At 74.0% G+C, this 20,397-nt stretch carries 15 protein-coding genes; 8 read left to right on the top strand and 7 right to left on the bottom strand.

The features are described from left to right. The first annotated feature begins 185 nt into the window (after positions 1-185). The 5 genes from ACZ3IL_RS20075 to ACZ3IL_RS20055 all read left to right on the top strand — a co-directional run bounded on the left by ACZ3IL_RS20075 (position 186) and on the right by ACZ3IL_RS20055 (position 6,737). Positions 186-950 (top strand): IclR family transcriptional regulator, encoded by a 765-nt coding sequence (locus ACZ3IL_RS20075; protein WP_467391772.1) that lies wholly within the window; start codon positions 186-188, stop codon positions 948-950. Positions 951-1,315: 365 nt separating this feature from the next. Then, entirely contained in the window at positions 1,316-2,074 is a 759-nt protein-coding gene (locus tag ACZ3IL_RS20070; protein ID WP_467391771.1) for an MIP/aquaporin family protein, read from the top strand. A 35-nt stretch (positions 2,075-2,109) separates the two neighbouring features. Next, positions 2,110-3,639, top strand: a complete 1,530-nt coding sequence (glpK, locus tag ACZ3IL_RS20065) for a glycerol kinase GlpK (RefSeq protein WP_467391770.1) — start codon at positions 2,110-2,112, stop codon at positions 3,637-3,639. Positions 3,640-3,655: 16 nt separating this feature from the next. Then, positions 3,656-5,260, top strand: a complete 1,605-nt coding sequence (locus ACZ3IL_RS20060; protein WP_467391769.1) for a glycerol-3-phosphate dehydrogenase/oxidase — start codon at positions 3,656-3,658, stop codon at positions 5,258-5,260. A gap of 283 nt (positions 5,261-5,543) precedes the next feature. Then, on the top strand, positions 5,544-6,737 hold the full coding sequence (locus tag ACZ3IL_RS20055; protein ID WP_467391768.1) for a PAC2 family protein: 1,194 nt from the start codon (positions 5,544-5,546) through the stop codon (positions 6,735-6,737). Positions 6,738-6,798: 61 nt separating this feature from the next. Here the strand turns inward: ACZ3IL_RS20055 and ACZ3IL_RS20050 are convergent, their stop codons facing one another. The 5 genes from ACZ3IL_RS20050 to ACZ3IL_RS20030 form a co-directional block, all read right to left on the bottom strand. Further along, on the bottom strand, positions 6,799-9,882 hold the full coding sequence (locus tag ACZ3IL_RS20050) for an NPCBM/NEW2 domain-containing protein (RefSeq protein ID WP_467391767.1): 3,084 nt from the start codon (positions 9,880-9,882) through the stop codon (positions 6,799-6,801). Positions 9,883-9,997: 115 nt separating this feature from the next. Further along, positions 9,998-11,227, bottom strand: a complete 1,230-nt coding sequence (mshC, locus tag ACZ3IL_RS20045) for a cysteine--1-D-myo-inosityl 2-amino-2-deoxy-alpha-D-glucopyranoside ligase (protein WP_467391766.1) — start codon at positions 11,225-11,227, stop codon at positions 9,998-10,000. A gap of 189 nt (positions 11,228-11,416) precedes the next feature. Next, positions 11,417-12,253 carry an SCO1664 family protein gene (locus tag ACZ3IL_RS20040; RefSeq protein WP_467392048.1) on the bottom strand — a complete coding sequence of 279 codons (837 nt, stop codon included), beginning with the start codon at positions 12,251-12,253 and terminating at the stop codon, positions 11,417-11,419. Next, positions 12,217-12,807, bottom strand: a complete 591-nt coding sequence (locus tag ACZ3IL_RS20035) for a DUF3090 domain-containing protein (RefSeq protein ID WP_388693737.1) — start codon at positions 12,805-12,807, stop codon at positions 12,217-12,219. Before ACZ3IL_RS20035 ends, ACZ3IL_RS20040 begins: the two co-directional genes overlap by 37 nt. Positions 12,808-12,874: 67 nt before the next feature. Then, on the bottom strand, positions 12,875-13,564 hold the full coding sequence (locus ACZ3IL_RS20030) for a histidine phosphatase family protein (protein ID WP_467391765.1): 690 nt from the start codon (positions 13,562-13,564) through the stop codon (positions 12,875-12,877). Between the two features lie 288 nt (positions 13,565-13,852). On the opposite strand from ACZ3IL_RS20030, the gene corA reads away from it, so the two are divergent. Beyond that, complete coding sequence (corA, locus tag ACZ3IL_RS20025; protein WP_467392046.1) at positions 13,853-14,848, top strand: magnesium/cobalt transporter CorA; 996 nt, start codon at positions 13,853-13,855, stop codon at positions 14,846-14,848. A gap of 87 nt (positions 14,849-14,935) precedes the next feature. Here corA and ACZ3IL_RS20020 read toward each other — a convergent pair whose 3' ends face one another. Further along, positions 14,936-15,721: a ferritin-like domain-containing protein gene (locus ACZ3IL_RS20020; protein ID WP_467391764.1), complete on the bottom strand. Its 786-nt coding sequence runs from the start codon at positions 15,719-15,721 to the stop codon at positions 14,936-14,938. 263 nt (positions 15,722-15,984) lie between these two features. Beyond that, positions 15,985-17,034, bottom strand: coding sequence for an LLM class F420-dependent oxidoreductase (locus ACZ3IL_RS20015; RefSeq protein ID WP_467391763.1), 1,050 nt, complete (start codon positions 17,032-17,034; stop codon positions 15,985-15,987). A gap of 129 nt (positions 17,035-17,163) precedes the next feature. Between ACZ3IL_RS20015 and ACZ3IL_RS20010 the strand changes: the two genes are divergently transcribed. Further along, positions 17,164-18,141, top strand: a complete 978-nt coding sequence (locus ACZ3IL_RS20010; RefSeq protein ID WP_467391762.1) for an aldo/keto reductase — start codon at positions 17,164-17,166, stop codon at positions 18,139-18,141. Continuing rightward, complete coding sequence (locus ACZ3IL_RS20005) at positions 18,138-20,348, top strand: helix-hairpin-helix domain-containing protein (protein WP_467391761.1); 2,211 nt, start codon at positions 18,138-18,140, stop codon at positions 20,346-20,348. The genes ACZ3IL_RS20010 and ACZ3IL_RS20005 overlap by 4 nt, the downstream gene beginning before the upstream one ends. The last annotated feature ends 49 nt before the right edge of the window (positions 20,349-20,397 follow it).

Raw genomic sequence — 20,397 nt, 5'->3', positions numbered from 1 at the left:
GGGCCAGCGTAACCGCGCACCGCCCGGGGTGGACACGGCGTCCCACGGGGCGGACGGCATCCTGTGTGCGGGGACTCCCGGTCCTGCCCCTCCTTGACCCACACTGTCTGATGTGACGCAAGGTCGGCATCGGCCGATAGTGTTCAGCATTGTCGAACAGCGTGAGAGGGATGAGGGGCCGGGCGATGGCGAAGAACATCCAGTCGCTGGAGAGGGCGGCGGCCGTACTGCGGCTGCTCGCGGGCGGTGAGCGCCGGCTCGGCCTGTCGGACATCGCGTCCTCGCTCGGACTCGCCAAGGGAACGGCCCACGGCATCCTGCGCACCCTCCAGGCGGAGGGCTTCGTGGAACAGGAGGCGGCCTCGGGCCGCTACCAGCTGGGCGCGGAGCTGCTGCGCCTGGGCAACAGCTACCTGGACGTGCACGAGCTGCGGGCGCGGGCCCTGGTCTGGACGGACGACCTGGCCCGGTCCAGCGGCGAGAGCGTGCACCTGGGGGTGCTGCACCAGCGGGGCGTGCTGATCGTGCACCACGTCTTCCGGCCGGACGACAGCCGCCAGGTCCTGGAGGTGGGGGCCATGCAGCCGCTGCACTCCACGGCCCTGGGCAAGGTCCTCTCGGCGTACGACCCGGTGGCGCACAGCGAGGTGGTCGAGGCCGAGCGGGAGGCGCTCACGCCGCGGACGACCACGGCGCTCGGGGACTTCGAGACGCTGCTCGACACGGTGCGGGCCCGGGGCTGGGCGGCGGACGTGGAGGAGACCTGGGAGGGCGTGGCGTCGGTCGCGGCGCCCATCCACGACCGGCGGCGGATGCCGGTGGGGGCGGTGGCGGTGACGGGCGCCGTGGAGCGGCTCTGCCCGGACGGCGAGCTGCGCCCGGAGCTGGTGGCGGCGGTGCGGGACTGCGCCCGCGCGGTCTCCCGGGACCTGGGGGCCGGCCGCTTCTGAGACCCCGCCCGGGCTGACCGCCCCGGCGGGCGCGCCGGCCGGGAACGGCCGGGAACGCCCGGGGGAACCTGCCGTTCCGGAGCCCGCCCCGCGACGCCCCCGTACGGCCGCGTCCGTCCGTACGACTCCGCCCGACCCGCCGATAACGATCCCGTCATCGGCGGGTTTTCCCCTTCCCAGGCCCTTGACGTGCTGTTGCGCCGGGGCAAAACTTCCGTTCACCGGTCGGCATTGTCGAACACTTAACGGAAATGCGCGTTAGGGTGGTGCAGTGCTCAGGGCCGGCAACGCCCTCACACGAGGGCGCGGACACCGGAGGAAACCGGGGTTCGCCTTCCCCTGGACGAAGGACAAAGGAGTCGCGGGTGTCCAGCTCCGACATCTTCCTCGGCGAGACCATCGGTACCGCCGTACTCATTCTGCTCGGCGGCGGTGTGTGCGCCGCCGTCACGCTCAAGAGCTCCAAGGCCCGCGGCGCGGGCTGGCTCGCGATCACCTTCGGGTGGGGCTTCGCCGTCCTGACGGCGGTCTACATGACGGCTTCCCTCTCGGGAGCCCATCTGAACCCCGCCGTCACGGTCGGAATCGCGCTCAAGGACGGGGAGTGGGGCAACGTCCCCGTCTACTTCGCCGGCCAGCTGCTCGGCGCGATGATCGGCGCGGCGCTGGTCTGGGTGGCCTACTACGGCCAGTTCCTGGCCCACCTCACGGACCCGGAGACCATCGGCGAGGAGCCGATCGAGGGCCCCGGCCCGGTGCTCGGCGTCTTCTCCACGGGCCCCGAGATCCGCAACACCTGGCAGAACCTGGCCACCGAGATCATCGGCACCGCCGTGCTGGTCCTCGCCGTGCTCACCCAGGGCCTCAACGACAGCGGCAAGGGCCTCGGCACCCTGGGCGGCCTGATCACCGCCCTCGTCGTGGTCTCGATCGGCCTCTCGCTCGGCGGCCCGACCGGTTACGCCATCAACCCGGCCCGCGACCTCGGCCCGCGCATCGTGCACGCCCTGCTCCCGCTGCCGAACAAGGGCGGCTCCGACTGGGGCTACGCCTGGATTCCGGTCGCCGGTCCGCTGATCGGCGGCGCCCTCGCCGCGGGTATCCACACCATCGCGTTCGCCTGAGCCGTCCTTCTTCCAGACTTCCCTTGGAGCACACCGTGACCGACGCCCACACCTCCGGCCCGTTCATCGCCGCCATCGACCAGGGCACCACCTCCTCCCGCTGCATCGTCTTCGACAAGGACGGCCGGATCGTCTCGGTCGACCAGAAGGAGCACGAGCAGATCTTCCCGAAGCCCGGCTGGGTCGAGCACGACGCCGCCGAGATCTGGACCAACGTCCAGGAGGTCGTCGCCGGCGCCCTGGAGAAGGCGGGGATCACCGCCGCCGACGTCAAGGCCATCGGCATCACCAACCAGCGCGAGACCACGCTGCTGTGGGACAGGCACACCGGCGAGCCCGTCCACAACGCCCTCGTCTGGCAGGACACCCGCACCGACGCCCTCTGCAAGGAGCTGGGCCGCAACGTCGGCCAGGACCGCTTCCGCCGGGAGACCGGTCTCCCGCTCGCCTCGTACTTCTCCGGCCCGAAGGTCCGCTGGCTGCTCGACAACGTCGAGGGGCTGCGCGAGCGCGCCGAGCGCGGCGACATCCTCTTCGGCACCATGGACTCCTGGGTCATCTGGAACCTGACCGGCGGCGTGGACGGCGGCGTGCACGTCACCGACGTCACCAACGCCTCGCGCACCCTGCTGATGAACCTCCACGAGATGGCGTGGGACCAGCGCATCCTGCACTCGATGGACGTCCCGGCCGCCGTGCTGCCGGAGATCCGCTCCTCCGCCGAGGTGTACGGCACGGTCAAGGGCGGCGTCCTCGACGGCGTCCCGGTCGCCTCCGCGCTCGGCGACCAGCAGGCCGCCCTGTTCGGCCAGACGTGTTTCGCCGAGGGCGAGGCCAAGTCGACGTACGGCACCGGCACCTTCATGCTGATCAACACCGGTGACAAGGCGATCAACTCCTACAGCGGCCTGCTGACCACGGTCGGCTACCGGATCGGCGACGAGAAGCCGGTCTACGCCCTGGAGGGCTCGATCGCCGTGACCGGCTCCCTGGTGCAGTGGATGCGCGACCAGATGGGCCTGATCAAGTCCGCGGCGGAGATCGAGACCCTGGCCTCCTCCGTCGAGGACAACGGCGGCGCCTACTTCGTCCCCGCGTTCTCCGGCCTGTTCGCCCCGTACTGGCGTTCCGACGCCCGCGGCGTCATCACCGGCCTCACCCGCTACGTCACCAAGGCGCACATCGCCCGTGCCGTGCTGGAGGCCACCGCCTGGCAGACCCGCGAGATCGCCGACGCCATGGTCAAGGACTCCGGCGTGGAACTGACCTCCCTCAAGGTCGACGGCGGCATGACCTCCAACAACCTGCTGATGCAGACCCTCTCCGACTTCGTGGACGCGCCCGTCGTGCGCCCCATGGTCGCCGAGACCACCTGCCTCGGCGCCGCCTACGCCGCCGGCCTCGCCGTCGGCTTCTGGCCGGACACCGACGCCCTGCGCGCCAACTGGCGCCGGGCCGCCGAATGGACCCCTCGCATGGACGCGGACAAGCGCGACAGCGAGTACAAGAACTGGCTCAAGGCCGTGCAGCGCTCCATGGGCTGGCTCGAATCGGACGAGAAGTGACGAGGAGTAATTCACGATGACCACCCTGCAGAGCGTCCCCGCCCTGGGGACGCACCCGGCCGCCGGTTCCCTGCCGAGCCGCGCCGAGACCCGGGAGCAGCTCTCCAAGGCGACGTACGACCTCCTGGTGATAGGCGGCGGCATCCTGGGCATCTCCACCGCCTGGCACGCCGCGCAGTCGGGTCTGCGGGTGGCCCTGGTGGACGCCGGCGACTTCGCCGGCGCCACCTCCTCCGCCTCCTCCAAGCTGCTCCACGGCGGCCTGCGCTACCTGCAGACCGGCGCGGTGAGGCTGGTGGCGGAGAACCACTTCGAGCGGCGCGCGGTCTCCCGCCAGGTGGCCCCGCACCTCGCCAATCCGCTCACCTTCTACCTGCCCGTCTACAAGGGCGGCCCGCACGGCGCGGCCAAGCTGGGCGCCGGCGTCTTCGCGTACTCCGCGCTCTCGGCGTTCGGCGACGGCGTCGGGCACCTGCTCTCCCCCGCCAAGGCGGCGCAGGACGTGCCGGAGCTGCGGACCGACAACCTGAAGGCCGTGGCCGTGTACGGCGACGACCAGATGAACGACGCCCGCATGGCGCTGATGACGGTCCGTGCCGCCGTCGACGCCGGCGCCACCGTTCTCAACCACGCCGAGGTCACCGGCCTGCGCTTCACCCGCGGCCGGGTCACCGGCGCGGAGCTGAGGGACCGCACCACCGGCGACGAGTTCGGCGTGGACGCCCGTCTCGTGCTGAACGCCACCGGCCCCTGGGTCGACCACCTGCGGAAGATGGAGGACCCGAACGCGGCGCCCTCCATCCGCCTCTCCAAGGGCGCGCACCTGGTCCTCAGGCGGACCTCGCCGTGGAGGGCCGCGCTGGCCACCCCGATCGACAAGTACCGCATCACCTTCGCCCTCCCCTGGGAGGACATGCTGCTCCTCGGCACCACCGACGAGGAGTACGAGGGCGACCCCGGCCAGGTCGAGGTCACCGAGAAGGACACCGCCCAGATCCTGGACGAGGCCGCCTTCTCCATCCGCGACCAGCAGCTCTCGCGCGACCTCATCACGTACTCCTTCGCCGGTCTGCGGGTGCTGCCCGGCGGGCCCGGCGACACCTCCAAGGCCAAGCGCGAGACGGTCGTGACCGAGGGCCGGGGCGGCATGCTGTCGGTGGCCGGCGGCAAGTGGACGACCTTCCGCCACATCGGCCGCACGGTGATGAGGAAGCTGGAGCAGCTGCCGGGCCACCCGCTCGGCGAGGACTACGAGCCGGTGTCCGCGCTGCCGAAGCGGCTGCCGCTGCCCGGCATCGCCAACCCGAACGCGGTCGCCCACCGGCTGCTCGTCGACGGTCCGGCGCCCGGTCCCCGGATGGCCGCCGACACCGCCAAGCACCTGGCGACGCACTACGGTTCGCTCTCCTTCGAGATCGCCCGCATGGCGAACGAGAACCCGGAGCTGGCCCGCCGCATCCACCCGGACGCGCCGGAGATCTGGGCGCAGGTCGCCTACGCCCGCGACCACGAGTGGGCCGAGACGGCGGACGACGTGCTGCGCCGCCGTACGACGCTGACCATCCGGGGTCTGGCGACGGACGAGATCCGCTCCGAGGTCGAGTCGATGCTGCGGAAGTGACTCCTCGCCCCCGGGGGGCGGTTCGGGGGCGGCCCTCCTCCGGGAGGGTCGCCCCTCCGGCGTTCCGGGGGCGGCCGGCGCTTCGCCGGGGACCGTTCCGGCGGTGCCGGGGAGGGCCCCGGGCGCGCTCCGGGAGGCGCGGCGCCCTCGTGTGCGGAGGTCCGTTCCTGGGTAGTCGATCGAGGCCGCACGGGTTTTCGGAGGTGTCCGGGGGCTGCGGACGGGCCACCGGAAAGCCGTAAGGTTGGTCCGTACGACAGGAACTTCGAGAAGGAGGCGCTGGGTGATCGAGCTCGAGGGGGTGCCCGAGCTGATCGACCCGGTCATGGTGGCCGCGTTCGAGGGCTGGAACGACGCCGGGGACGCGGCCTCCACCGCGGTCGCCCATCTGGACCGGGAGTGGAAGGGCGAGGTGTTCGCGGCGCTCGACGCCGAGGACTACTACGACTTCCAGGTCAACCGGCCCACGGTTTTCCTGGACAACGGCGTACGGAAGATCACCTGGCCGACGACCCGGCTCTCGGTGGTCCGCGTCGGCGGTGACAAGCCCCGCGACCTGGTCCTCGTGCGCGGCATCGAACCCTCCATGCGCTGGCGCTCCTTCTGCAACGAGCTGCTCGCCGTCGCGCACGAGGTGGGCGTGGAGATGGTGGTGATCCTGGGCGCGCTGCTCGGGGACACCCCGCACACCCGGCCGGTCCCGGTCAGCGGCGTGACCTCCGACCCGGACCTGGCGCGCACGATGGACCTGGAGGAGACCCGGTACGAGGGCCCCACGGGCATCGTGGGCATCCTCCAGGAGGCGTGCACGCACGCGGGCGTGCCCGCGGTGAGCCTGTGGGCGGCGGTGCCGCACTACGTGTCGCAGCCGCCGAACCCGAAGGCGACGCTCGCCCTGCTCAACCGCCTGGAGGACCTGATCGGGCTGCGCGTCCCGCTGGGCGAGCTGCCCGAGGACGCGCGGGCCTGGCAGCTCGGCGTGGACCAGCTGGCGGCCGAGGACAGCGAGGTCGCCGAGTACGTGCAGACGCTGGAGGAGGCGCGGGACACCGCGGAACTCCCCGAGGCGTCCGGCGAGGCGATCGCCCGCGAGTTCGAGCGGTACCTGCGGCGGCGTGAGCCCGGCGCGGGGCCGGGTTCCGGGCCCGGGCTGGCGACCGACGGCGGGGACTCGCCGTTCCTGCGGGACCCCGGGAGCGGCCGGCCGCGTCCGCCGAAGCCGGAGAGGGCCGGGCACGAGCCGGCGCGGGACGCGGAGCCGGGAACCGGTGCGGCGCCGGACGCCGGGGCCGGTGCGGACGGCGGGCCGGGAACGCGTCCGGAGGCCGCCGGTTCCGGGGCGGACGGCGAGGAGGCGGCCGGTGGGACTCCGGACCGTGGGACTCCCGCCGGTGAGGCCCCGGGCGATGAGGCTCCGGGCGGTGCCCGGGACGACGGTCCGTCCGGCGAGGGCCCGGACGGCGGCTCCGGTGCGTGACGGACGGTGAGCGCCGCGGAAGGGGCACCCGGGAACGGGTGCCCCTTCCGCGCGCCGGGCGTCAGGCGCAGCCGAACCGGGCCGCCGCCCAGTCGCCGTGGTCGCCGCTCTTCGACCCGTTGGTGTCGGTGATCCTCAGCCGGACGTGCCGGGCTCCGGTCACGTCGACGTTCACGGGCAGCGTCGCGGAGGCGCCGGTGAGCCGGGGCGAGGTCCACAGGACCTTGCCGTCCGCCTCGACGGAGAAGGCCACCTCGCCGTAGCCGTCGATCTCGTCGTCGATGCCCACGTCGGCGGTGAAGGCGGTGCAGCGGCCGCCCAGGTAGACCTCGACGTCGGAGTCGGCGTGGGCGCCGATCCCCTTCTCGTAGGTCTTTCCGGCCAGGGTGAGGGTCCGGCCGTCGGCCGCGCCGGACTCGCCGTTGGAGCGGTCGCGTTCGGGCGGTCCCCAGCCGTTGGCCGAGCGCAGCCACACGAGGTCGCTCGCCCAGGCGTCGCCGGCCGGCGGCGGGGGCATCACGCCGACCGCGAACCGCTGGACGGCGGTGCGGTCGGTGCCCGCGGCGCGGTGGCGGACCGTCGCCGTGAGGGTGGCCTCGCCGGCCGGCGCGCCGGCCGCCGGGGTGACGGCGACCTCGACCCGGCGGGTGGTGCCGGCCGGGACGCGGGCGATCGGGGCGGCCGGGGTGACCTGCCAGCCCTCCGGGGCCGCCACGGAGACCCGTACGTCCGTGGCGTCCCGGCCGCCCGCGGTGACGTCCACGGCGACGGTGCCGGGCACGCCCGCGCCGAGTTCCTGCCCGAGGGGGGCGGTGACGGTGGCGGAGGCGTTCCGTACGGCGCCGCCGACCGCGCTGGTGTCCGTCAGGAGCACCTCGAAGCCGCGGTCGGTGCGCAGGGCCGCCGTCTTGACCCGGACCACTCCCCCGCGCTCGTCGCGGTCGTACCACCAGCCCTGGGAGGCGGCGTCGAAGGCGGCGCGGGAGGTGAGGGCGGGCAGTTTGGTCCCGTCGAGCCGGACGGCGCCGGGCGCGTCGCCGGTGTGGACGGTGAAGGCGTACGGCCGGGCGGCCGGCTTGCCGGTGTACGCGCCCTTGCTGGGACCGACGCGCACGGAGACGTCACCGGGGCCGGCCTTCGGGGCGCGGACCTCGGCGAGCTGGGTGGCGTAGCGGCCGGAGCGGTGCTCGCGGGTGACGCCGTCGTCCTCGTACAGCTCGAAGGAGGAGCTGCCCTCGGGGTAGACGTCCCAGGCGATCGGGTCGCCGGGGGCGCGGTCCTTGTACGAGCGGATGCCGCCGGGCCACATGGGGACGGCCGCCCCGGCGCGGACGAAGAGGGGCAGCGTGTCGAGCGGGGCACTGTAGTCGTCGAGGGTGACGGGCCCCTGGTGGACGCGTCCGCTCCAGTAGTCGATCCAGGTGCCCTCGGGGAGGTAGATGCCGTCGCGCTCCACCGCGTCCTGGTAGACGGGGGCGACCAGGAAGTCCTCGCCGCTGAGGAACTCGTACTTCGCGGCCTCGGTCGCGGCCCTCGGGTCGTCCGGGTACTCCAGGGCGAGCGGCCTGGCGAGGCCGACGCCGGTCTTCGTGGCCCGGTGGGCGTGGCTGTAGATGTACGGGAGCAGGGCCTCGTGGAGCTTGAGGGAGGCGCGGTTGACGCTGGTGTAGGGCTCGCCGTAGCGGAAGGGCTGCTTGTCCTGGGCCGCCCAGCCGTCCATGGTCATGGTGACGGGCAGGAAGGTCTTCCACTGGAGGTCACGGGTGTACGTCTTGGCGCTGCCGCCGAAGATGCCGTCGACGTCGCCGGTGGTGTAGGCGAGTCCGGACATGGACGCGCCCGCGTAGGTCGGTATCTGCCAGCGGATGTACTCCCAGCTGCCGGACTGGTCGCCGGACCACTGGACGCCGCAGCGCTGGGCGCCGGCCCAGCTCTCGGGGGCCCAGGTGAAGCCGCGGGCGTCGCTGTGGGCCTCGATGCCCGCGTGGGCGTCCTTGCAGCCGTCGAGGGCGAACTTGTAGCCCTCGCCGACCCAGGCGACGTCGAGCTTGGCGACCCGCTGGCCGGCCCTGACCTGCTCGCCGAGGCGGTCGATGCCGTCCTCGGTCCACAGGCCGAGCTGCATGTCCCGCTCCTTGAGCCCGGCGGCGGTCTCCGCGAGGTTCTCGTAGCCGCAGCCGTAGCCGTCGTTGACGAGCATCCAGCCGTTGGGCATGTCGTTCTCGACGTAGCCGTCGGCGACCTTCAGGGCGTCGAGGGTGTGGCGCTCGCCCCGGTTGGCGTTGTGCAGGTAGCAGTCGGCGTCGCCGATCTCCAGGCCGTACACGGGGGGCATGAAGGGCTTGCCGGTGAGCCGGGTGTACTGGCCGATGACGTCCTTGGCGGCGTCGCGGCCGGTGCCGGCGAAGTAGTAGGCGTCGAAGCGCCGTTCCTTCGCGCTGGTGGTGACGGGCTCGGTGAAGGCGTAGGTGTTGGGGGCGTAGGTGTTGCGGTAGACGCCGTAGCCGGCGGTGGAGAGGTAGAACGGGACGGAGTTGGGGTGGCCGCCGTCGTTCCAGTTGTAGTCGACGGCGACCTCGACGGTCTTGTCGCGGTGGGAGGTGTTGCCGCGGCCGTTCTGCATGCCGGCGCCGTAGAACTGCTCCGCGGCGCCCCGGGCGAGGGTCTGGACGGTGCGGTCCTGGTTCCAGGTGAGGCCCCGGGTCTCGGACCAGAGCGGGGTGCCGTCGGCGCGCACGGCGGCGAAGCGGAGCGGCGCCTTGTAGGCGCGCAGGGTGACCCGGTCGCTGCTCAGTTCGTACCGGTCGCCCAGGTCGCGCCAGCGGGTGGCCGGGGGCGGGCCCTGGGGCAGGGTGATGTCGGTGCCGGTGGGGTCGGTGAACGTGCCGTCGGGGGCGAGTTCGATGCGGAAGGTGTCGGCGGTGACGAAGCTGACGCGGGCACGGGCCCGGCCGGCGGTCAGCAGGTAGACGGCTCCTTCGGCGGTGAAGCCGGTGACGTCGCCGACGGTGGTGTCGGCGCTCTCGGCGCTCTCGGTGGGGGGAGCGGGGGCGGCCGTGGCGGTGGTGCCGGGTCCCGCGAAGGCGGCGAGCAACCCGAACAGTGCACCGGCGACCGCAGCTCTCATGCGCATTGATGATTGCATGGAGCTTCTTTAGCGCATGTTCGAGCATCGCGACAGGACAAAAGGGAACCGCCCCCGGACTTCGCACGGAAGTCCAAGGGCGGTTGCACAAAACGGAGTTGAGCGACGGCGCGCCTTACAGGGCGACGCCCAGGAGCGCGTCGACGGCGCGGGAGACGAGTCCGGGGGCGGATTCGTCGGTGCCGCCCCCGGCCGTCTGGAGTGCGGCCCAGCGGTCGACCGCGGCGAGCGCGGCGGGCGTGTCGAGATCGTCGGCGAGGGCGTCGCGCAGCTCCTCCACGAGGGCGTCGGCGGACGGCCCGTCGGGGCGGGAGACGGCGGCGCGCCAGCGGCCGAGGCGGTCCACGGCGTCCCGGAGGACCTGGTCGGTCCACTCCCAGTCGGCGCGGTAGTGGTGGGAGAGGAGCGCGAGCCGGATGGCGGCCGGGTCGACGCCGTCGCGGCGCAGCTTCGAGACGAAGACCAGGTTCCCCCTGGACTTGGACATCTTCTCGCCGTCGAGGGCGACCATGCCGGCGTGGACGTACGCCTTGGCCATCGGGTACTCGCCGGTGAGGGTCTGGGCGTGGGAGGCGCCCATCTCGTGGTGCGGGAAGATCAGGTCGGACCCGCCGCCCTGCACGTCGAAGCCCATGCCGAGGTGGTCGAGGGCGATGGCGACGCACTCGATGTGCCAGCCGGGGCGGCCGGGGCCGAGGCTGCCGCCGTCCCAGCTGGGCTCGCCCTCGCGGGCCGCCATCCAGAGCATCGGGTCGAGCGGGTTCTTCTTGCCGGGGCGCTCGGGGTCGCCGCCGCGCTCGGCGGAGAGGTGGCGCATCAGCGCGCTGTCGTAGTTCGAGACCCGGCCGAAGTGCGGGTCGGCGTCGACGGAGAAGTAGACGTCGCCCTCCAGCTCGTAGGCGGCGCCGGCGTCCCGCAGGCGCTCGACGAGCGGGACGATGCCCGGTATGGCCTCGACGGCGCCGATGTAGTGGCGGGGGGGCAGCATCCGCAGGGCGGTCATGTCCTCGCGGAAGAGGGCGGTCTCGCGCTCGGCGAGGCCGGTCCAGTCCACGCCGTCGCGGATCGCGCGCTCCAGGAGCGGGTCGTCCACGTCCGTCACGTTCTGGACGTAGTGCACCTGCCGCTTGGTGTCGAGCCACACGCGCTGGACGAGGTCGAACGCGTTGTAGGTCGCCGCGTGACCCATGTGGGTCGCGTCGTACGGGGTGATGCCGCAGACGTAGAGACGGGCGACGGGGCCGGGGGCGAGGGTGACTCGTCCGCCGGTCGCGGTGTCGTGGATCCGGAGGTCGCGGCCCTTGCCGGGAAGGGCGGGGACCTCAGAAGCGGGCCAGGCATGCATGCCCCGAGCCTAACCGGACGGGTGTTCCGGATACGAACCGGATGCGGGATCTCGGCCGGTTCGGCACTCTTGCGGCCCCGGAGCGCGTGTGCGTCCCCGCCGGAGGCGTGCCCGCCCCCGGGGAGATGGCCGGAACGCCCGCCCCCGCGCCTCCGGGGGCGGGGACCGCACGGGCCCGGAACGGGGTCCTCAGACCGGCGGCCAGGGAATGGACGGCCACCGCCCGGAGGGCTCCGGGTACCGCCCGCCCGACCGGAGCGCCTCCACGCGGGCGCGCACCGCCGCCACCTCGGCGCCGGTGAGGAGTTCCGCCAGACGGGTGGCGAGCGGCGCCCCCGGTGCCAGGGACCGGTCCAGGCGGTCGAGGACCCCGACCGCCTCGGCGGGCAGTTCCTCGCCCGCCCACCCCCACAGGAGGGTGCGCAGCTTGTCCTCGACGTGGAAGGTGACCCCGTGGTCGATGCCGTACAGGTGCCCGCCGGGGGCCGGGAGCAGGTGTCCGCCCTTGCGGTCGCCGTTGTTGATCACGGCGTCCAGGACGGCGAGCCGCCGCAGGCCGGGGGTGTCCGCGTGGACGAGGAGCGCGGTGCGGCCCTCGCCGACCTCCGCCTCCCCCACGGCCTTCCAGCCCTCCCCCGGCTCCTCGTCCTCGGTGAGGGCCAGGAGCCGCGCCCCGGGGTCGGCCTCGATCCAGAGCTGGACCATGCCCTCCCCGTAGGGGCCGTCGCGGAGCACCGTCGGCGGGACCAGGCCCCATCCGGTGGCCTCGGAGACCTCGTAGGCGGCGACCTCGCGCCGGGCGAGGTCGCCGTCGGGGAAGTCCCACAGCGGCCGCTCCCCGGCGACCGGCTTGTAGACGCAGGCCGCCTCCTGTCCCCCGTGGGTGACGGAGCAGTACAGCACGGCGTTGGAGGCCTCGCGGATCTGTCCGCGTACGGTCAGGTCACCACGGGCGAGCAGTTCGGTGCCCGGCAGGGTCTGGGGACTGCTCATGCTCCGCGGCGGTATCCGTTCTGACGCGGGCAGACGTGCCCCTCGGGGTCGAGCGGCAGGCTGCACAGCGGGCAGGGCGGCCGGCCGGCGTTGACGACGTCCAGGGCCCGCTTGGCGAAGGCCCGCGCCTGGGCGCCGGTGAGGCGGACGCGGAGCATCGGCGGGCCGTTCTCCTCGTCCTGGAGCAGCCGCTCCTCGGCCTCGGCGAGGTCCTCGTCGGTGTCCGCGTCGAGTTCCACGAGGGCCTGCGCCTCGACGATCATGCGCTGTTCCTCGCCGTCCCAGGCGAGCGCCATGGTGCCGACCCGGAACTCCTCCTCGACGGGGGCGTCGAGGGGGGCGGTGTCCGCGACCTCGGCGGGGGCGACGGCGGGCACGGGCGCGTTGCCGCCGGTGCGCCGCACGACCTCGTCGAGGAGTTCGTCGATGCGCTCGGCGAGGGCGGCGACCTGCATCTTCTCCAGGGCGACACTGGTGACCCGGCCGCCGGCGGACGCCTGGAGGAAGAACGTCCGGCGGCCAGGCAGCCCGACCGTGCCGGCCACGAAACGCTCCGGTGGGTCGTAGAGGAACACCTGACGGGACACGTTCCCGGCTCCCTTGCGTCTCGACGGTCGTACTACAGCGGCGCGTCCACCCTACTGCGCGGAGGGATCACGGTGCGCCCGCACCACCGCCGACCGCGGCCGTCCCGCCGCCGTCGCCGTGCTCGCGGGGGACGAACCCGGCGAACTCCCCCGTGTCGCCGAGGCGGAGGAGGAAGGGACGCGCGCGCGTGTAGCGGATGACGGTGACCGAGCAGGGGTCGGCGTGGAGCCGCTGGAAGAGGTCCAGGTGGAGGCCGAGGGCGTCCGCCACGACGGACTTGATGATGTCTCCGTGCGAGCACATGACGTAGCAGGCGTCGTCGCCGTGCTCGGCGTCGATCCGCGCGTTCCAGTCCCGTACGGCCTCGACGGCGCGGTTCTGCATGGCGCGCATGGACTCCCCGCCGGGGAAGGCGGCGGCGGAGGGGTGGACCTGGACGACTTCCATCAGGGGGTCGTCGTTGAGTTCGGAGAGCTTGCGGCCGGACCAGTCGCCGTAGTCGCACTCGCTGATCCGCTCCTCGACGTGGAGCGGGAGGCCGGGGCGGGCCTCCAGGAGGGGCGCCAGGGTCTCGCGGCAGCGCTGGAGGGGGCTGGAGACGGCGGCGGCGAGCGGGACGTCCGCGAGGCGCCCGGGGAGGGCGGCGGCCTGCGCGGCCCCGCGCTCGTCGAGCGCGACCCCGGGCGTGCGCCCGGCGAGGACCCCGGAGGTGTTGGCGGTGGAACGTCCGTGCCGGACGAGGATCAGCGTGGCCATGCGGCCAGCCTAGGGCGTGCGCCGGAAGGGGCGTCGTCCGCCCGGAGGGCGGGCGGGACCTCCGGCCCACGTCCTGGGGGGCGAGCCCGGGGCGTGCCGGCCGGGGCGCACGCGGGCGCGGAAGGTCCCGGGGACGGGGGATGGTCATCAGCCGCGCACCGGGGCCCCGCACGCGGAGAGCCCGGCAGCGCGCCGTGCCGCCGGGCGACCGACCGTCCGGGGCCCACGGCGCGCGCGGAAGGCCCGGAGGGCCGTCACATGTGCATGACGAGGCCGTTCGGGGGCAAAATGCGCTCCGTGATCGTGGACTCTGCCATCTACCGGGACGGGCGCCGCACGGACGGGCCCTCCGACCTTTCGGACGCCCTGGAGGAGGCGCGGTCGGCGGGTGACGACGCGTTCCTGTGGGTGGGGCTGCACGAGCCCACGGAGGCGGAGTTCGACCACGTCGCCTCGGAGTTCGCGCTCCACCCGCTGGCCGTCGAGGACGCCCTCAAGGCCCACCAGCGGCCCAAGCTGGAGGTCTACGACGACTCGCTGTTCATGGTGCTCAAGCCGGTCGTGTACGAACCGGAGAGCGACCGCGTCTCCTCGGGCGAGCTGATGGCGTTCATGGGCGACTCGTTCGTGGTCACGGTCCGGCACGGCGAGGGGGCCCCGCTGGCCGAGGTGCGCCGGCGCCTGGAGGCCGACCCGGAGGTCCTGAAGCACGGGCCGACGGCGGTGCTGTACGCGGTGAGCGACGCGATCGTGGACCAGTACCTCGACATCGCGGGCGAGCTCCAGGTGGACCTGGAGGAGCTGGAGGCGGACGTCTTCGCGCCCACCGGGGGCGCGGCGGCCAACACGGCGGCACGGATCTACACGGCGAAGCGGCAGGTCCTGGAGTTCCGGCGGGCCAGCGGTCCGCTGGTCGGGCCGATGGCGCGGCTCACGGCCGGATCGGTGCCGTTCGTGAACGAGGAGGCGCAGCCGTTCTTCCGGGACGTCAACGACCACCTGCTGCGCTCCAACGAACAGGTGGAGGGGCTCGACCGGCTCCTGTCCGACGTCCTCTCCGCCCACCTGGCGCAGATGGGGGTGCGGCAGAACGACGACATGCGGAAGATCTCGGCGTGGGCGGCCATGGCCGCGGTCCCCACGATGGTCGCGGGGGTCTACGGCATGAACTTCGAGTTCATGCCGGAGCTGCGCTGGCGGTACTCGTACCCGGCGGTGATCCTCCTGATGACGGGGGCCGTCGTCGTCCTGTACCGGATGTTCAAGCGGCGCGGCTGGATGTAGGCGCGGGGCGCGCTCCGGCCGCGCCGGTCCCGTGCGGGGTCCGGGCGGAAACACCTCCGGGGCTCCGGACGGGCCCCGGGCGGCTCCTCAGAAGGCGGGGGCGGGGGCCGCCGGCCCCCCGAGGGCGTCGAGCCGTTCGGGCGTCCTGAGGTCGATCATCCGGTGCCATCCGGCCAGCCGCTCGTACGCGTACATGCCGTGGACGCCGGCGGCGAGGGCGAGGGCCTTGGGCTTCGGCCACCCCAGGATGCGGCCCATGTGGCGCATCACGGCGAGGCTGACGTCGCGGTAGACCTGGATCTCGACGAGGGCGGACTCGCGCAGGGTCCGCTGGATCAGCCGGCCGTGGCCCCGGCGGGCGAGCCGGAGCAGTTCCTCGTGGCAGTAGGCGAGGTGGTTCGCCTCGTCGTTGTCGATCATGTGGATGGCCCTGCCCAGTTCGGGGTGGTCCCCGAAGTACGTGACGAGCATGTCCATCTGGTCCGCGGCCCGCTGCTCGGTGACCCGGCTGTGGGCGAGGTAGACGATGACGTCCCGCTCGGTCAGCGGCTCGTCGCGGCGGAGCTTGTCGTGCGCGAGGCCGATGCCGCGCCGTTCGAGCAGCATCGTGTAGTCGGTGTCCGGGGGCACCGGGACGGGTTCGAGGCCGCGCTTCCTCATCAGCGCGTGGAAGATCCGGCCGTGCTTGTCCTCGTCGGCGCCGTGCCGGGTGATCTTGGGCGCGAGTTCGCGCATCTCCGGGGGGACGAGGGCCGCGATCCGGCCGTTCTCCCAGCCTCCCTGGGCCTCGCCGCTCGCCGCGATCGAACAGAAGAGCCGGAAGGACTCGTCGTTGTCGATGATTTCCTGGAACAGGCCCTTGGCCGTGAGCATCGCCGCCACCTCCGTGCGGACGCCCGTACTCCGGTACGTCCGGGGAGAACGAGTCAAGTCCGGTCCGGGGCGGCGGGCAACCGGGAGCCGGGGCCGGTTCGGCCGGAAGAGTGAGCCCCGGGGCGTAACCGGGAGGCCGCCGGAACCGTTGTGCTGCGTGACGGCCGTGGCGGGGAAGACCCCCCGAGCCCCCACCACGGCCGCAGGCTTCCCGGCCCGTTTCCGGCTCCGCCCTCCCGCGGAGCCGGAAACGGAGGCGGGCCCTACGCGAGTCCCGCCCGCTCCAGCGCCTCGACGCCCGCCCGCAGGGCCGCCACCCGCTCGTCGAGGGTGAAGCCGGCCGGGGCGACGGTGAGGGTGGTGACCCCGGCCGCGGCGTAGGCCGCCATCCGGTCCGCGATCCGCTCCACGGAGCCGAGGAGGGTGGTCCGGTCGATCAGCGAGCGGGGCACGGCCGCCGCCGCCCCCGCCTTGTCGCCGGCCAGGTACTTGTCCTGGACCTCGGCGGCCTCCTTCTCGTACCCCATGCGCCGCGCGAGCCGGTTGTAGAAGTTCTGCTCGCGGCTGCCCATGCCGCCGACGTACAGCGCGGTGTACGGGCGGAAGACGTCGGCGAGCGCGTCCACGTCGTCGCCGAGCGCGAGCGGCACGGTGGGACAGACGTCGAAGCCGTCCATGGTCAGGCCGGCCTTCTCGCGGCCCGCGCGGAGGTGCCGCAGGGCGGTCTCCTCCAGGTGCTCGGCGGAGGGGAAGATCAGCAGGGCGCCGTCCGCGATCTCACCGGTCTGCTCCAGGTTCCTGGGGCCGATCGCCGCGATGTAGAGCGGGATGTGCTCGCGCTGCGGGTGGACGGTGAGCTTGAGCGGCTTGCCGGGGCCGTCCGGCAGCGGGAGGGTCCAGTGCTCGCCCTCGTGGCTGAGGCGCTCGCGGGACATCGCCTTGCGGACGATCTCGACGTACTCGCGCGTCCGGGCGAGCGGCTTGTCGAACCTCACGCCGTACCAGCCCTCGGAGACCTGGGGGCCGGAGACGCCGAGGCCGAGGCGGAAGCGGCCGCCGCTGAGCGAGTCGAGGGTGGCGGCGGTCATCGCCGTCATGGCGGGCTGCCGGGCCGGGATCTGCATGATCGCGGAGCCGACGTCGATCCGTTCGGTCTTCGCCGCGACCCAGGCGAGGACGGTGGGGGCGTCGGAGCCGTAGGCCTCGGCGGCCCAGCAGACGTCGTATCCGAGCCGGTCCGCCTCCTGGGCGACGGCGAGGTTGTCGCCGTCCATGCCGGCGCCCCAGTAGCCGAGGTTGATGCCGAGCCGCATTCCACGCACCCCTTACCCATCGGTAACGTCTCTGTGGGCCGGACTCTAGCGCGGGGCCGGTCCCGGCGACAGGACACGGTTGTCCACAGGCTCCCTCCGCGTGGTGGCCCGGCCAGTAATCTCGCGGCCATGGAGCAGAGGCATCTCGGACGTACGGGCCTGCGCGTGTCGCGCATCGGACTCGGCACCCTCACGTGGGGCCGGGACACCGACGAGCACGACGCCGCCGAGCAGTTGAAGGCGTTCTGGGAGGCGGGCGGCACGCTCGTGGACACCGCCGACGTGTACGGCGGGGGCGAGGCGGAACACCTGCTCGGCCGCCTCATGGAACGCCTCGTGCCGCGGCAGGACCTCGTCCTGTCGACCAAGGCCGGCAGCGTCCCCGACCCCGACCGGCGCACGGACGGCTCGCGCGGACACCTGCTCGCCGCGCTCGACGCCTCCCTCGACCGGCTCGGCACCGACCACGTGGACCTGTGGCAACTGCACGCCTTCGATCCCCACACGCCCCTGGAGGAGTCGCTGCAGGCGCTCGACATCGCCGTGCGCAGCGGACGGGCCCGGTACGCGGGCGTGGCGAACTTCTGCGGCTGGCAGCTCGCCAAGGCGGGCACCTGGCAGCTCGGCGGGGACCGGACCCGGCTCGCGGGCGCGCAACTGGAGTACTCGCTCCTCCAGCGGGGCGTGGAGCGGGAGGTGCTGCCCGCCGCCATGGACCTCGGCATGGGGCTGCTGCCCTCCTCGCCCCTGGGCCGGGGCGTCCTGACGGGGAAGTACCGGAACGGCACGCCGGCCGACTCGCGCGGCGCGTCGGAGACCATGGCGCCGTTCGTGGAGCCGTACCTGGACGACGCGGCGAGCCGGATCGTGGACGCGGTGGCGACGGCGGCCGACGGGCTCGCGACGACCCCGCTCCACGTGGCGCTCGCCTGGGTCCGCGACCGTCCCGGGGTGACCGCCCCGATCGTCGGCGCGCGCACGGCGCGGCAGCTCACGACCGCGTTGTCGGTGGAGACGCTTAGTCTTCCTGACGAGATCTGCCGGGCGCTGGACGACGTGTCGGCGCCCGTGCACCGCTATCCGGATCACGACTGGAGCACCTTGTGACCGAGCCTTCCGGGGAGACCGCGCCCGAGGCGCCCGAGGACGCGCGGCCCGCCGGGGGCGCGCCGGACGGGACGCCCGCGGACGCGGAGCCCGCCGAGGACGCGCGCGCCGAGGCACCCGAGGACGTACGGGAGGAAGCCGAGGACGTACGGGAGGAAGCCGGGGACGTACGGGAGGAAGCCGGGGAGGCCCCGGCGGAACCCGCCGGCGATTCCGGCGCGCCCGGACCGAGCGAGGCGCAGGCCGAGCTGGCCGCGCAGCGGGAGCTGCGGGCCAGGATCGAGGCGCGGAAGGCCGAGAAGGGCGGCCCGGTCGCGGCCGGAGCCAAGCTGAGCGGCACCGCGGCGGACCTCCTGGCGGCCGTCCGGGCCGTGGAGGGCGGCGCGGCCCGGGGCAGCGCCTTCTACGAGGCGGCCGAGCCCCCGCCCCGCCCCGCCCCCGCGCCGGCCCCGGTGACGGCCGTGCGGCCCCCCGCGCCGGGGCCGGCGGTTCCGCCGCCCGCCGCCACGGCCTCCGTCCGCGAGGTCCTTGCCGAGGGCGGCGCCCCCGAGGCGCTGGCCGGGCAGGTGGCCGCCGTGCTCGGCGAGGGCGCGGCCGCGGTCCTGCGCGACGACCCCTGGCAGCTCCTCGCCGTGGAAGGGGTGCGGCCGGAACAGGCCGACGGCTTCGCACGGGCCCTGCTCGGCCCGGCCGGCGGCCCCGGCGACCCGCGCCGGACGATCGCCCTCACCGTCTGGCTCCTGGAGCGGGCCGCGCTCCGGGGACACACCGCGCTGGACGTGGAGACCGTCCGCGCCGGACTCGCCGCGCACTCCGTGCCCGATCCGGAGGAGGCGGTCGGGACGGCGGTCTCCGAAGGGGCGGTCCTCCTCTTCCAGGAGGAGCCGGCGGAGGAGCGGGAGCCCGGCGAGGACGAGGACCAGGACGGCGCCGGGGAGGCGGACGCGCCGCCCACCGCCGCCCAGGAGCAGCCCGCGCCCGCCCTGCTCGGCCTCGACCGGTACGCGCTGGCGGAGGAGAGCCTGGCGGAAGGCCTCGCCCGGCTCGTCAGGACGGCGACGGCCGCCGACTGGGAGGGCCCCGAACTGGAGCGCGCCGCCGGAGCGCACGGCCTCGTCCTCCACACCGGGGGCGAGGCCGCCCGGGCGGAGCCGGTGGCGCTCGCCGCGGCGGCCCGGGGGCGGGGACTGCGCGCCCTGGTCGCGGTCCACTCCGACGACGGGCGGCGCGCGCTCGGCGCCGGGGGGACGGAGGCCGTGACGGTCGCCGCCCTGCTGTCCGGCGCGGCCGGTCCCGGACGGGACGAGGAGGGCACCCTCGCCCTCGACCTCCTGGTGGTGCTCGACGCCCCGCAGCTGGACGTGGAGACGGCCGCCGTGCTCGTGGAGTCGCTGCCGGACGGCTGCCGGCTCGTCCTGAGCGGCGACCCGGAGGTCCTGGGCGCCCCGGGCGCGGGCCGGGTCTTCACCGACGCGCTCGCGGCCCGGGTGTGCCCCCGGATCGCCTCGCGCGTCCCCGACCCGGGACCGCTCGGCGAACTGGTGTCGGGCATCGGCGCCGGAGAACTGAACCAGGTGGAGGCCCCCGGCAAGGAGGTCGTCATCGTGCCGGTGCGGGACGCGGGCGAGGCCGTGCACCGCACCGTCCAGCTGGTCGCCGACTCGGTGCCCCGGGCGATCGGGGTGCCGTCCGAGCGGACGCAGGTCGTCACGGTCGGCCACGGCGGCTCCGCCGGCACGCGCGCGCTGAACGCCGCCCTCAAGCAGCGTCTCAACCCCGGCCCCGGCCGGTTCGGCGGCTACGACCCCGGGGACCGGGTGGCGTACGCGCCGGTGCCGGGGCGGACGGTCACCGGCACGGTCCTCTCCGCCGACGCCGGGGGGCTGCGGCTGCGGTGCGGGGACGACGAGGTCCTCGTGCCGAAGGACCGGGTGGAGACGGCACTGCGGCACGGCTGGGCGCTCACGGCGCACCAGGCGGCCGGGACGCGCTGGCCCGCGGTGGTCGTGGTGCTGCCCGGGGACGCGGCGGGCGGCCTGAGCCGGTCGTGGGTGTACACGGCCTTCGGCCGGGCCGAGCGCCACCTGTCGGTCGTCCACGGCGTGGACCGGGCGCTGCCCCGCGCGGTGGCCGAGGGGGTGGCCCCGGAGCGTACGACGCGGCTGCGGCCGCTCCTGGAGGCACTGCTCGCCACCGGCGAGGAGTAGCCGCGCCCCCAGGAAGGGGGAAGGGCCGGGACACCCCGTACGGTGTCCC

It is taken from the genome of Streptomyces sp. NPDC014907 (genome assembly GCF_055562975.1).
This window is presented reverse-complemented; position numbering and strand designations above follow the sequence as displayed.

Excerpts from the sequence above, each read along its gene's own strand:
- ACZ3IL_RS20075 (WP_467391772.1), top strand. The coding sequence starts at position 186 with ATGGCGAAGAACATCCAGTCGCTGGAGAGGGCGGCGGCCGTACTGCGG.
- ACZ3IL_RS20060 (WP_467391769.1), top strand. The coding sequence starts at position 3,656 with ATGACCACCCTGCAGAGCGTCCCCGCCCTGGGGACGCACCCGGCCGCC.
- ACZ3IL_RS20050 (WP_467391767.1), bottom strand. The coding sequence starts at position 9,882 with ATGCAATCATCAATGCGCATGAGAGCTGCGGTCGCCGGTGCACTGTTC.
- mshC (WP_467391766.1), bottom strand. The coding sequence starts at position 11,227 with ATGCATGCCTGGCCCGCTTCTGAGGTCCCCGCCCTTCCCGGCAAGGGC.
- ACZ3IL_RS20030 (WP_467391765.1), bottom strand. The coding sequence starts at position 13,564 with ATGGCCACGCTGATCCTCGTCCGGCACGGACGTTCCACCGCCAACACC.
- corA (WP_467392046.1), top strand. The coding sequence starts at position 13,853 with ATGCGCTCCGTGATCGTGGACTCTGCCATCTACCGGGACGGGCGCCGC.
- ACZ3IL_RS20020 (WP_467391764.1), bottom strand. The coding sequence starts at position 15,721 with ATGCTCACGGCCAAGGGCCTGTTCCAGGAAATCATCGACAACGACGAG.
- ACZ3IL_RS20015 (WP_467391763.1), bottom strand. The coding sequence starts at position 17,034 with ATGCGGCTCGGCATCAACCTCGGCTACTGGGGCGCCGGCATGGACGGC.
- ACZ3IL_RS20010 (WP_467391762.1), top strand. The coding sequence starts at position 17,164 with ATGGAGCAGAGGCATCTCGGACGTACGGGCCTGCGCGTGTCGCGCATC.